The 12,686-nt window shown below is 74.3% G+C and carries 8 protein-coding genes; 3 read left to right on the top strand and 5 right to left on the bottom strand.

Annotated features, from left to right (window positions below):
- Positions 1-29: 29 nt before the first annotated feature.
- From BJY14_RS23120 to BJY14_RS23110, 3 genes are all read right to left on the bottom strand, one after another.
- Positions 30-1,145, bottom strand: a complete 1,116-nt coding sequence (locus tag BJY14_RS23120; RefSeq protein ID WP_179845540.1) for a hypothetical protein — start codon at positions 1,143-1,145, stop codon at positions 30-32.
- Positions 1,146-1,215: 70 nt separating this feature from the next.
- Positions 1,216-2,553 carry an LCP family protein gene (locus BJY14_RS23115; RefSeq protein WP_246396050.1) on the bottom strand — a complete coding sequence of 446 codons (1,338 nt, stop codon included), beginning with the start codon at positions 2,551-2,553 and terminating at the stop codon, positions 1,216-1,218.
- Between the two features lie 424 nt (positions 2,554-2,977).
- Positions 2,978-3,469 (bottom strand): ATP-binding protein, encoded by a 492-nt coding sequence (locus tag BJY14_RS23110; protein WP_179845538.1) that lies wholly within the window; start codon positions 3,467-3,469, stop codon positions 2,978-2,980.
- A 174-nt stretch (positions 3,470-3,643) separates the two neighbouring features.
- Here BJY14_RS23110 and BJY14_RS23105 point away from each other — a divergent pair, with 174 nt between their 5' ends.
- Positions 3,644-5,044 (top strand): sensor histidine kinase, encoded by a 1,401-nt coding sequence (locus BJY14_RS23105; protein ID WP_312879367.1) that lies wholly within the window; start codon positions 3,644-3,646, stop codon positions 5,042-5,044.
- On the opposite strand, the gene BJY14_RS23100 is transcribed toward BJY14_RS23105, so the two are convergent.
- Positions 5,019-5,891, bottom strand: a complete 873-nt coding sequence (locus BJY14_RS23100) for an NAD(P)-dependent oxidoreductase (RefSeq protein ID WP_179845537.1) — start codon at positions 5,889-5,891, stop codon at positions 5,019-5,021. The genes BJY14_RS23105 and BJY14_RS23100 overlap by 26 nt on opposite strands.
- A 92-nt stretch (positions 5,892-5,983) precedes the next feature.
- Here BJY14_RS23100 and BJY14_RS23095 point away from each other — a divergent pair, with 92 nt between their 5' ends.
- Together BJY14_RS23095 and BJY14_RS23090 are read left to right on the top strand one after the other, a co-directional pair.
- Positions 5,984-9,040 (top strand): AfsR/SARP family transcriptional regulator, encoded by a 3,057-nt coding sequence (locus tag BJY14_RS23095; protein ID WP_179845536.1) that lies wholly within the window; start codon positions 5,984-5,986, stop codon positions 9,038-9,040.
- Positions 9,037-9,912: an arylamine N-acetyltransferase family protein gene (locus BJY14_RS23090; protein WP_179845535.1), complete on the top strand. Its 876-nt coding sequence runs from the start codon at positions 9,037-9,039 to the stop codon at positions 9,910-9,912. Before BJY14_RS23095 ends, BJY14_RS23090 begins: the two co-directional genes overlap by 4 nt.
- A 44-nt stretch (positions 9,913-9,956) precedes the next feature.
- Here the strand turns inward: BJY14_RS23090 and BJY14_RS23085 are convergent, their stop codons facing one another.
- A complete protein-coding gene (locus tag BJY14_RS23085; RefSeq protein ID WP_179845534.1) occupies positions 9,957-12,668 on the bottom strand; it encodes a helix-turn-helix transcriptional regulator in 2,712 nt (903 codons plus the stop codon).
- Positions 12,669-12,686 lie beyond the last annotated feature (18 nt).

The raw sequence follows: 12,686 nt of genomic DNA, 5'->3' as shown, positions 1-12,686 counted from the left end.
GGTGATCGACCCCGCCGAGGTCCAGGCACTCAGATGGCCGTCAGGCGTTCGTATTCGTAGAGGACGCTGGCGAACTCGCCCGTCGGCACCTCGCAGGTGTGGCCGGGCAGCCACAGGTGCTCCAGGCGGACGGTCTGGACGTCCATGCGGATGTGGCAGGCGTTGCCCGTGTGCTCCCAGCCTGGGCGCGCCGCGCGGACGACTTCCAGGTGGTGGCGGTGGCTCTGCACGTCGTGGAGCAGGAACGCCGTCAGAACGTGCCGCGGCCCGTTCACCGACGGCGTGAAGGCGCTGGCACTGGACGCCGCGGTCGCCAGGTCGGCACCGGAGTCGGCGAGTTCGGGGAAGAACACCTTGACGCGCCGGACGATGCCGCCGATCTCGATGGGCTGGCAGGGAAGCCGCAGAACGGCCTCCGGGTCGACGTAGCCGTGCACGGGCACCCCGGCGACGACACCCGACCACGCGCCTGGGATCCCGTTCAGGAAGCGAGCCTCGGTCAGCGCGTTACCCAGCTCGCCCATAAGGCGTTCCGGGTCGATGCCCTTCGGCATGAAGGTCTTGGTGCCGCCGCGTAGGCGCTTCCCCGTCTCGTCCAGGACGGCGAGGTCGGCCCAGCAGGCGCCCGAGCCGGTCTCCAAGACGCCGTGCGGAAGGCAGGCGTCGGGGTGCGGCGTCAGCCCGGCCAAGTCCTCCAGCACGGCGCGCGGGGTTTGGACGAGGCCCCATCCCTGCGTCCGGCGGGACACCGAGCCGAGGGCGAGGGAGGCGGCCATCGGCTCGCCGTTGCCCGGCCTGCCGAGGTCGCGCTCCAGGCTGCGGCGGCTCTTGAGGGCGCCGACCTGGTGGAGGTACTCGTCCAGGCACCGCCGCAGGACGGCCGGTTCGAGGTCGCAGGACGCCCACCCGGCGACGTCGCGCACGTGCACGGTCGTGCCGTCGAAGTCGAGGCGGTGGTAGCGGTACTGCTCCTGCCAGGGCCGGGCCGCGCCGTCGTTCAGCCGCCCCTGGGCGCGCGCTATCGCGGAGACGTCCTCCCCCAGGTCGTTGATGAGAAAGTCGCGCAGCGGGGCGTGCAGGGGGTCGGTCTCCACCGCCACCCGCACCCCATCGCTGCGGAACCGCACCGGAAGCGACATCGCCATTCGGGTGATTATGCCGATAAGCGAAGATCATCACCGGTATGGCTGAATGTTCGTTCCAACCGGATGCAGATCACGCCACCCGCTCGCAGACCTCGTCGCTCGCGCGGCTCTCGCCGCGCTGGACAGGGACGCCGCCGGACGTCCGGACGCGCGTGAAGCCCGTCCCGATGACCAGGTCGACGACGCCGGGCGGCGTCTTGGCGCGCGGCGCGACCCGCGCACCCGGCAGGAGGCCCGCGAGCGCCCTCGCCTGCGGTTCCGCGCCCGTCCCGTAGCGGACGACGGTGGCCCGCGGGCGGGAGCCGAGGTTGCCGACGGCGGCGACCTGCCAGCCGGCGTCCTTGAGCTGCGCAGCCACCTGCGCGGCGCGGCCCTCGACCCCGGAGGCGTTGAACACCCGCGCCCTCCCCGGCAGCGCGCCCGGGGCCCTCGCCGGAGCCGGCGCCACCACGTCGTTGCGGAGCGCGTCGAAGAACTCGTTCGCGGCGGGCTGGGAGAGCGCCACCCGGTTGCGGTTCAGCGGGTACGCCCCGGACGGCACGGTGACGAAGCGCAGCTTCCCGGCGTCCAGGTCGCGCATGCCCTGCGCGATCTTCAGCATCGCCGCGACGCTCAGCCCCCTGTCGGTGGTCAGCGACTCGGCCGTGGCTCTGAGCAGGGCGTTCAGGCGTCCCGGATCGGTGAGGACGCCCGCGCCCATCGCCTGCTTGGCGAGCGCGCCGAAGAAGTGCTGCTGCCGCCGGATGCGCTCGGTGTCGCTTCCGTTCCCGAAACCCTTGCGGCTGCGGACGTAGGCCAGGGCGTCCTCGCCCTTCAGGCGGTGCCGGCCCTTGGTGAGGGTCAGCCCGGAGTCCTTGTCGTGGACGTCGGCCGTCACGCACACGGGCACGCCGCCGACCGCCGTCGCGATCCGCTTGAAGCCCACGAAGTCCACCTGCACGAAGTGGTCGATGCGGACTTTCGTGAGCTGCTCGACGGTGTGGACCGTGCAGGTGGGGCCCGCGCGAGCGATCGCCTCGTTCAGCATGGCGACGCCGCTGCCCGGTACCTTCGTCCCGTCCCTGCGGGTGCACGCCGGGATGGGGATCATCAGGTCGCGGGGGAGGCTGACGGCGATCGCCTGGCCGCCGCCCGGCGACAGGTGCAGCAGCACCATCGTGTCGGACGCGGGCGGCTTGTCCCGCAGGCCCCGCCCGTACTGGGCGTTGGCGCCCTCGCGCGTGTCCGACCCGAGCACGAGGATGTTGATCGCGCTGTTGAGCTTCCTGGGACGGTTCCCACCGATCAGCCGGTCGACGTCCTCGTGCTGGACGGCGTTCTGCAGCCGCCAGTAGTACCCGTACGCGGACAGGCCGCCCGTCACCATCACCGCGGCCGCCGCGACGGCGACCCAAGCCAGCAGCTTCATGAAGCCTCCCGGCATGTATCGCCGTTTCCCCGCCTTCGAGTTCACGCCCGCCGGGAATTAATGGTTGACACGTCGCCCGGAGGTATGGCTAACTATTGCCCATGAAGCTTTGATTCTTCTCCGGTTGAGCCGCCCCCGGCGTTGCCCGCGGGCCCGCTCCCGTCTCTCCATGGCGCTCCTCCATCGCACGGGCACGCGTGTGCCCTGCGGCGATGCGGTGTGCCCTTCTCCACCTTTCACGGCCTTTCACGGCCGAATTCAGACGTGCCCGGAGGTGATCTCTTCATGCGTGCCATGAACCATGAGACGAACATCGGCCCCTTCTCCAAATCGCGAAAGAAGGGCAAGCGGAAGAACTCCGACCCCAGGTCGGCGAATTTCGCGAACAATCGCCGCAACGCCCGGCAGATGCCGACCCGGCAGCTCAACCGGGGCCGCTGACCGGCGTCCCCCGGCCCCGGCCCCGCTCCACCGCGGCGGCCGGGGCTCGGGCCTCCGGGGCGGGGGCCTCCGGGGCGGGGAACTCCGCCCACACCACCGTCCGGGCGCCGTCCGCCCGGAAGCCCCAACGCGACGCGAGCGCCTCCACGATGCGCATCCCGCGTCCCGACTCCGCGCCCGTCCCGTCCGTCACCCGCACGTGAGGGCGGCCGCCCGCGGCGCCGTCGTCGGCGACCTCGAGCCGGTATCCCCCGTCCCCGGCCAGGACCGCGACCCTCACCTGCCCGCCCTCCAGCCCGGACGCCGTGTGCGTGATCGCGTTCGCGACCGTCTCGCTCGCCACCAGGACCATGTCGTCCAGGGCGGGATGGCCGGCCGCCACGCTCCGGACGAAGCCGCGTGCGCCTCCGACCGACCGCCGCACGCCCGGCAGCGTGATCTCGCCGATCACCACACGGTCCCGCGTCCCGACCACAGCACCGCCTCCCCGTCCCGGCCGCCCTCACGTCCGGAAGGCGGCCCGTCACCCTCGATATACGGATCGCGACCCTTGTCCTGTTCACGGCGCCTGCTCCGGCGCCGCCCGGGGTGCGGGCACGTCACACCAAGTCACTTGGAGTGACGGTGTGCACCCTTCCGGGAATACACTGTGACGGCGGGGAAGCGGGATCCCACCCGCCTCTGGGGCAGGCAACTGCTCTTCTCGGTGCGGGGGCGCGCGACTCTCATCACCGTCGCGGTGTCGGCGGTCATCCTGGTCCTGGCGCTCATCCTGATGCTGCTGCTGGCGAGGGACTGGGCGGAGAACAGGGTCGCGCGCCAGACGGAACGGACCGCCGAACGGATCGCGTTCGACCTGTCCCGGGGAAGGAACCCCGGCGTCATCGACGTCCTGCCCGGCGAGGCGCCGATGGTGCAGGTGGTGAACCCGCGCGGAGAGGTCGTGGCGGCCAGCGACGCGATCCGCGGGCGCCCGGCGCTCGCCACCGCCGACCTGGCGAGAGGCGAACTGCTGATCGACCAGCGGGTCTGCCCCGGTTCCCTGGACACGTGCGTGTGGGCGTTCGGCCTCCGCATCCGCACGTCCCCGTGGGGCGCGGACGTCATGGTCATAGCCGCGGCGCGCCTGCCCGGCCTGCTGAACGTGTGGCTCCTGCCGCTCGCCCTGTTCGGCCTGCTCGTCGCGCTGCTCAGCCTGATCGCGTGGTGGACGTGGCACACGATCGGGCAGGCGTTCGTCCCGATCGAGGTGATCCGTTCCGAGATGGCAGACCTGGACGCGCGGGGCCTGGACCACCGGGTGCCCGTCCCGGAGGCCGGCGGCGGGATCCAGAGCCTCGCCGAGACGGTCAACGCCACCCTCGACCGGCTGGAGGAGGCGGTGAACCGGGAGCGCCGCTTCGTCTCCGACGCCTCCCACGACCTGCGCAACCCGATCGCCGGCCTCCAGACGCGGCTGGAGGTCGCCCTCGGCGAGCCGGACGACGCCGACTGGAAGCCGATGGTCCGCGGCGCGCTCCGCGACACGCGGCGCCTGAACGACATCGTGTCCGACCTCCTGGAACTGGCCCGGCTCGACGCCCGCACCCCCAAGCCCGTGGAACCGGTCGACCTCGCCGCCCTGGTCCGGCGGGAGGTCGGCCTGCGCGCGGGCGACGTCCCGATCAGGATGCGCCTGGAGCCCGGCGTGGTCGTGCGCGCGAACCCGGTCCGGCTGAGCCGGGTGCTCGGGAACCTGCTGGGCAACGCCGAGCGGCACGCCGAGTCGCGCATCGAGGTGACCGTGGCGCGCGACGGCGGCGACGCGGTCGTGGAGGTCCTGGACGACGGCTCCGGCATCCCCGAGGAGGCCCGCGAACGCGTCTTCGAGCGCTTCGCCCGGCTCAGCGAGTCGCGCGTCCGGGACCCCCAGGGCACCGGCCTCGGCCTGCCCATCGCCCGCGAGATCGCCGAGATCTACGGCGGCTCCCTGCGCATCGCCGACTCCCGCGCGGGCGCCCGGTTCGTCCTCCGCCTCCCCCTGATCAGCGGCGGCGGACCGCCTCGATGACGGCGGACAGCCCGTCCTCGCCGTGACCGGCGTCCACGGCACGCCAGAACAGGTCCCGCAGGGCGGTCGGATTCGCGACGTCGATCCCGGCTTCGCGGGCGGCCTCGACGACGTGGTCGGCGCCGACGGCCTGCATGTGAAGGGTGTTGTCCTCGCCGGAATAGACGCCGGCCTCGATCTCTTCCGTGATGTGCTTCACGAAGCCCATCGGCCCGTCGCCGCCCAGGGCGACCAGCAGGGACGCGGCGAACGGACGGAACTCCTGGGCGGAGACGCCCGCGGTGCCCAGCAGGGCCACGGCGTGCATGTAGGCGGTCATGGTCGACCAGAAGAGGTAGAGCTGCGACTGGTAGTAGAGCATCGCCAGGCCCGGGTCCTCGCCGACGAACGTGACGTCCCCCAGCTCGCCCAGGGCTTCGCGGTGGGGGTCCAACGTCTGCTCGGGACCGCTGTAGAAGACGTAGGCGCCTGGCTGGCCGATGCCTGGCGGGGGCACCATGATTCCGCCGGTGAGCAGGACGCCGCCCCGCTCGGACGCCCATGCGCTCGCACGGCGCAGTTCGCCGGGGCTGCCTGAGCTGAGATTGACGATGACGCGTCCTTCGAGGTCCGCGCCGTCGAGCGACTCGTACATCGCCTTGTAGTCGGTCTGGCTGACGACGACCAGTTCGGAGGCCGCGAGGGCCTCGGCGGCGGTGGGGGCGAGGGTCGCACCTTCCTCCACCAAGGAGGCCGCCTTGGACGCCGTCCGGTTCCAGACCGTGGTCGGGTGGCCGTTCTTCAGGAACGTCCTGGCCATCGTCGCGCCCATGGGCCCGAGACCGATGACGGTCACTGGAGATGTCACTTGTCCTCCTGGGTGTGTGTTTCCTCCACCCTCGTCTTGGGCGCTACGGACGTGCTGCGGGTCTGTCCGTAGCGCTGGCTACGCTGGACGGTGTGCGCTTCGGGGTGCTGGGACCGCTCGCGGTGTGGACGGACGCCGGGACGCCCGTGCGCGTGCCGGAGACGAAGGTCCGCACGCTGCTCGCCGTCCTGCTCACCCGTCCCGGACGCCCCGTCCCGGTCGATCGGCTGATCGACGCGCTGTGGGGCGACCGGCCGCCCCGCAACCCGGTCGGAACGCTCCAAGCCCGGGTCTCGCAGCTCCGGAAGGCGCTGGAGGACGGCGAGCCGGGCGGCCGGGGCCTCGTCGCCGCCCGTCCGCCCGGGTACGTGATCGACGCCGGTCCGGAGGCGGTCGACGCCGCGCGGTTCGCGGCGGCGCTCGGCCGCGACGCCGCCGATCCCCTCGCCCGCAAGCGGCTCCTCGGCGACGCGCTCGCGCTGTGGCGCGGGCCGGCCTTCGCCGACTTCGCCGACGCCGGGTTCGCCCGCAGCGCGATCATCGAGCTGGAGGAGGGGCGGCTCGTCGCGCTGGAGCGGCACGCGCAGGCCCGGCTCGACCTCGGCGAGCACGCGGCGGTGGCGGCCGAGCTGGCCGCGCCGGCGGCCCGCCACCCGCTGCGCGAGCGGCTGCACGCCCTCCACCTGCGCGCCCTGCACCTGGCCGGGCGGCAGGGCGAGGCGTTCGCGGGCTACCACGAGCTGCGCGAGCGGCTCGCCGAGGAGCTGGGCGCCGACCCGGGGCCCGAGCTGGCGGAACTCCACCGGTCGATGCTCGCGGAGGGCCCCGCCCCGCCGCCGCGGCCGGCGCCCCGGCTGCCCGCCGCGCTCGACGAGCTGATCGGCCGCGAGGGCGCGGTCGAGCGGGGCCGCGCCCTGCTGGCCGAGCACCGGCTCGTGACGCTCACCGGCACGGGAGGCGTCGGCAAGACGCGGCTGGCCGTGGAGATCGCCTCGCGGTCGATCGCCGACCACCCCGACGGGGTGTGGATGGTGGAGCTGACCGCGCCCGACGACGTGCCCGGGCAGGTCGCCCGCGCGCTGGGCCTGCGCGAGGAATCCGCCGGGAGCCCCCTCGCCGACGCGCTGCGGGGGCGGCGGGCGCTGCTCGTCCTCGACAACTGCGAGCACGTGCTCGAACCCGTCGCCGAGCTGGCCGGGCGGCTGCTCGCCGACGCGGCCGGGCTGCGCGTCCTCGCGACGTCGCGGGAGCCCTTGGGGGTCGCCGGGGAACGGCTGCAACTCGTCCTGCCTCTCGATCCGCCCGGTCACGACGCCTCCCCTGAAGCGCTGCGCGAGTCGGGCTCGGTCCGGCTGTTCGTCGCGCGGGCCGCGGCGGCGTCCCCCGGCTTCGAGCTGGACGCCGGCACGGCGCCGTGGGTCGCGGCGATCTGCCGGCGCCTGGACGGGGTGCCGCTCGCGCTGGAGCTGGCGGCGACCCGCGTCCGCGCGCTCGGGGTGCGGGAGCTGGCGGCGCGGCTGGACGACCGGTTCCGGGTGCTGGCGGGCGGGAGGCACGGCGGCCCGGCCCGGCAGCGGACGCTCCGCGCGATGATCGACTGGAGCTGGGAGCTGCTCACCGGGCCCGAGCGGGTCGCGCTGCGGCGCCTCGCCGTCCACGCGGGCGGTTGCACGCTGGACGCGGCGGAGGCGGTCTGCGACGCGGGCGTCGACGTGCTCGCCAGGCTGGTCGACCGCTCCCTCGTCGTCCGGACGGAGGAAGGCCGGTACCGGCTGCTGGAGTCGGTCGCCGCCTACGCCCTGGAACGCCTGCGGGAGGCGGGCGAGGAGGACGAGTTCCGTCACCGCCACGTCCTGCACTACACCGGCCTGGCCGAACAAGCGGCGGAACGGTTGCGCGGTCCCGAACAGGGCCACTGGCTAAAGCTGCTCGACGAGGAGGCCGCGAACCTGCGCGCTGCTCTGGGAAACGAGACGGGATTCCGGCTCGTGAACGCGCTCGCCTGGTACTGGTACCTGCGGGGGCGCTTCGGGGAGGCCCGCCGTGCGTTCGCTGAGACCCTGGCCGCCCATTCGCTGGCGTCCCCGGCCAGAACCGAGGCCGCGACGTGGCTGACCGCCTTCACCATGCTGGTCGGCGAAGGCACCGATTCAGAGGAGCTTCGGCAAGCCGCCTTGGCCGAACACGACGATCCGCTCGCCAGGGCCAAGGCCGAGTGGCTGCTGAGCCACGTGCATTGGGCGTATGGGGATCTGGCCGTGAACGAGCGACGCGTCGACCGCGCCTTGGCCGTGTTCCGGGAGCGGGACGATCGCTGGTTCACGGCCGCCGCGCTCGCGACCCGGGCCAAGCTGGCCGTCGGGCACGGCGATCTGGCCGCCATGGAGCGGGACGCGGTGCGCAGCGCAGCGCTGTTCGCCGAGCTCGGCGACCCGTGGGGGCGGCTGGAGGCGTCCGACGCACTCGTCCGGCGCGCCGAGATCACCGGCGACTACGCCGAGGCCGCGCGGCTGCTGCGCGACGGGCTCCGGCTGGCCGAGGAGTCGCGGATGTGGCCGGAGGCCTCGTTCCGGATGTCGGGCCTCGGCCGCGTCGCGCTCCTCACCGGCGCCCTCGGCGAGGCGCGCGACCTGCACGAGCGGGCGCTCGACCTGGCGCGGCGGCACATGGCCCGGTCGGCCGAGGAGTTCGCGGAGGTCGGGCTCGGGCTCGTCGCCCGCGCCCGCGGCGACCTCGACGCCGCCGAGCGGCACCTGCGCGCCCGGCTCGGCTGGCTGCGCGGCATCGGCGGGACGGCCGGCCTCGCGTTCGCGCACGCCCAGCTCGGCTTCATCGCCGAGGAGCGCGGCGACGCCGGCGGCGCGCTGGCCCTGCACACCGAGGGGCTCGCCGCCGCCCGCGCCGTCGGCGACCCGCGCGCGATCGCGCTCGCGCTGGAGGGGCTGGCCGGGGCGCGGTCCCTGGCGGGCGACCACGCGGCCGCGGACGGGCTGCTCGCCGAGGCGGGCGCGCTCCGTGCGGCGGCCGGCGCCGCGCTGCCGCCCGGCGAGCGGCGCGACGTCGAGCGGATCTCCGGGAGGATCCGGGACGCCCGCGGTGTTGTCGCGATCAACGGCGAGGCGTCGTCGCCGGGGGAAGGGAAGACATGAGCGAGGACCACGGCCACGGATGGCAGGGCGAGCTGCTCGACCTGCCCGCCTACCTGAAGCGCGTCGGCCACGACGGCGGCCTGGCACCGACCGCCGCGACCCTGCGGGCCCTGCACCGCGCGCACGTCACGTCCATCCCGTTCGAGAACCTGGAGATCATGCTCGGGCGGCCGATCGAGCTGTCGCTGGACGCCGTCCAGGCGAAGCTGGTCGGGCGTCCGCGCGGCGGCTACTGCTTCGAGCACAACCGGCTGTTCGCGGCGGTGCTGGAGCGGCTCGGGTACGAGGTCGCGGCGGTGGCGGGGCGGGTGACGCTGGGGTCGGCGAAGATCCTGCCCGCCACGCACGCGCTGCTGCACGTCCGCCCGCCGGACGCGTCGCGGGACGAGCCGGCGTGGCTGTGCGACGTCGGGTTCGGCGCCGGCCCGCTGGAGCCGCTGCGGCTCGTGGACGGTGAGGAGGCCGTCCAGGACGGCTGGGGCTTCCGGCTCCGGCGAGGCCGCACCGTCACCACCTGGACCCCGCACACGGCGGAGTGGGAGATGCACCAGCGCGGCCCGGGCGGCTGGGTCCAGCGGCACACGTTCGTGCTGAACGAGGTGTTCCGCATCGACTTCGAGGTGGGCAGCTACTACGTGTCGACCAGCGCGCGTTCGCCGTTCACGACCCGCCCCTTCGTGCAGAAGTTCTCGTCCGACGCGCTCCGCGTCCTGGACGGGACGAAGCTGACCGTCACCCGCCCGGACGGAACCGCCGAGTCCCGCACCCTCGCCCCCGAAGACGTACCGGGAACGCTGGCCGAGGACTTCGGAATCGTCCTGGAAGGGGAGGACCCCGATCGGCTCGTTGAGTTCGTGCGCGCGAGGAACTAGGCCTGTCTCGAAGCGGCCTAGGCCGGGACTGGTGAAAACACGGACTAACCCAGGTCGAGGCGGGCCAGGGCCGCTCTCGTGGTGACGCCGAGCTTGGGGTAGGCCTTGTAGAGGTGGTAGCCGACGGTCCGGGGACTGAGGAACAGCTGGGCGCCGATCTCCCGGTTGCTCAGGCCCGTCGCCGCCAGCCGGGTGACCTGGAGTTCCTGCGGGGTGAGCCGGGCGGCGAGGTCGTCCCGGGCGGTTGGGTCGTCGCGGCCGCCGGTGAGGCTCTCCCCGGCGGCGCGCAGTTCCGTCCGTGCGCGTTCCGTCCAGGGTGCGGCGCCGAGCCGCTCGAACGCCTCCAGTGCCGCATGCAGCCGCGCTCGTGCGTCGTTCCTGCGGCGTGACCTCCGCAGGAACTCCCCGTACAGCAGCTCGGTGCGCGCCTGCTCGAACGGCGTCCCTCCCTCGCGGTGCAGATCGAGGGCCTTCGAGTACAGCGGGTCTGGGTCGTCCGTGGCCAGGAGGGCCGCGCAGCGTGCCGCGACGGCCTGCGCCCAGGGCTGCTGAGTCTGCGCGGCCCAATCGGCGTGCCAGACAGCGGCGTCCCGCGCGCGCTCTGGGACACCGGCTCTGACGGCCGCTTCGACCATGTCGGGCAGAGCGGCGATGGCGCCTTGCCGGGTGGGCCCGGCTACGACGTCGGCGAGACGTTCCAGAGCCGCCTCGTACCGGCCGAGCCCGAGGTCGAGCAGGCTGCGCGCGGCGGCGGCGTGCACGTTGCTCGGCGGGAGGCCGCGTGACAGCGCCTCCTCTGTCAGCTCCAGGCAGCGCTCCTCGTCGCCCTGGATCGCGGCGAGCTGGCCCAGGCTGGTGTCGAGGTAGACGCGGATGCGGTGCTGGCCGGTGTCGGTGGCGATCCGCGCGCCCTCCGTCGCGCCGGTCAGCGCGTCGCGGAACCTGCCGAGCATCAGGTCGGTCCGGGTCCGGAGCATCAGGACGGGCGCGAGCAGCCCGATCGCGCCCCGGTCGCGGAAGCGCCGCTCCAGGTCGGCCGCGACCTCGGCCGCGCCCCGCACGTCGCCGATCATGAGATGCCACATGCCCGCGCGGATCCGGTCGCGCGGCGCGTAGCAAGCGCCCATCGCGTCCATCAGCTCGCGCAGCGCCGCCACGCCGTCCGCCGGATCGGCGTCCGCGAGCGGGTTCTGCCCGGCGAACACCCGGCTCAGCGCCCGCAGGTGCGGCGCGTTCGGGACGCCGAGGCGCACGCCCTCGGCGGCGATGCCGTCCATCGCGGCGAAGTCCCCGGCGTTGGCGGCGGCGGCCGCGGCCTGGAAGTACAGGTAGCCGGACGTGCGGGGATCGAGCCGGGTGACCGACGCCGCCGTCTCGGCGAACAGCCGGTGGGCGTCCCCCGCCCGGTCCTGCTCGTCGGCGAGCGACGCCCGGATCAGCGTCAGCTCCGCCCGCGCCAGCGGGTCCGGCAGGTCGGCCTCCGCCCGCGCCGCCAGCTCGACCGCGCGCTCGGGCAGCCCCGCGTCGGCCGACGCCCGCGCCGCCGCGGCCAGCCGCCGGCCGCGCTCGGCCTGGTCCGGGGTGAGATCGGCGGCGGCCTCGTACATGGCGGCGACGGCCGCGTTGCCGCCCGCGTTCCGCTCGGTCTCGGCGGTCCTCTCCAGCACGGCCGCGACGTGCTCGTCCGGTTCCGTCACCGAGCGGGCGAGGTGCCAGGCGTGGTGGCAGACGTCGCCGCGCTCCAGGTACGCCTCCGCCAGCGCCCTGTGGGCGGCCAGGCGCAGGCCGAGCGTCGCCTCCCGCACGGCGGCGGTGCGGATCAGCGGGTGCCGCACCTCCAGCCGCCCGTCGGACGTGGTGCGCAGCAGACCCGCGCGCTCGGCGGGCTCCAGGTCGTCGATGGAGGCGGCGGCGCCGGACCGGCCCGCCGCCTTCACCACCACCCCGGCGTCGCCGAGGTCGTCGACGCCGACCAGCAGGACGAGCCTGCGCGCCGGCTCCGGCAGCGCGGCGATCCGCTCGGCGAACGACCGCAGGATCCGCTCGTAGGCCGACCCGTGCCCGCCCCGGCCCGGCAGTTCGAGCAGCGCGAGCGGGTTGCCCATCGCCCCGGCGAGGATCTCCCGCCGGACGTGGCCGGGCAGGCCCGGGGCCCGGTCGGCCAGCAGCGCGGCCGCCGCGTCCCCGTCGAGGCCGCGCAGGTACAGCTCTGGCAGCCCCTGCGCGACGAACTCGGGGGCGGCGCATTCCGGCCCGACCGCGTCGCGTGCCGCGAACACGACCGCGATGGGTTCGGCGTCGAGGCGGCGGGCGGCGAACAGCAGCGCCTCCGCGGACGCGCCGTCCATCCAGTGCGCGTCGTCGACCAGGCAGAGCAGCGGCCGCTCCTCCGCCAGGTCGGCCAGCAGGGTCAGCACCGCGAGCCCCACGAGGAACCGGTCGCTCTCAGCCTCCGGGCCGCCCATGTTGAGGGCCGCTCGCAGCGCCTCGGCCTGCGCGTACGGCAGGCCGCCGATCCGGTCGAGGTGGCGGCCGAGCAGCAGGTGCAGGCCCGCGTACGGCATGCCGCTCTCGGTCTCGACGCCCGTCCCGCGCAGGACGCGCATGCCGTCCGCGGCGCCGGCGGCGTGGTCGAGGAGGGCGGACTTCCCGATCCCGGCCTCGCCGCGCAGCACGAGGGTCCCGCTGCGCCCGGCGCGGGCCCGGTCGAGGAGTCCGTCGATCGCGGCCAGTTCCCCGTCCCGCCCCAACAGCATGCGCTCACCCTACTCAGC

Origin of the sequence: Actinomadura luteofluorescens, from assembly GCF_013409365.1 — a bacterium.
Taxonomy (GTDB): domain Bacteria; phylum Actinomycetota; class Actinomycetes; order Streptosporangiales; family Streptosporangiaceae; genus Spirillospora; species Spirillospora luteofluorescens.
The sequence above is the reverse complement of the archived record's forward strand: the minus strand, read 5'-3'. Positions and strand labels throughout refer to the sequence as shown.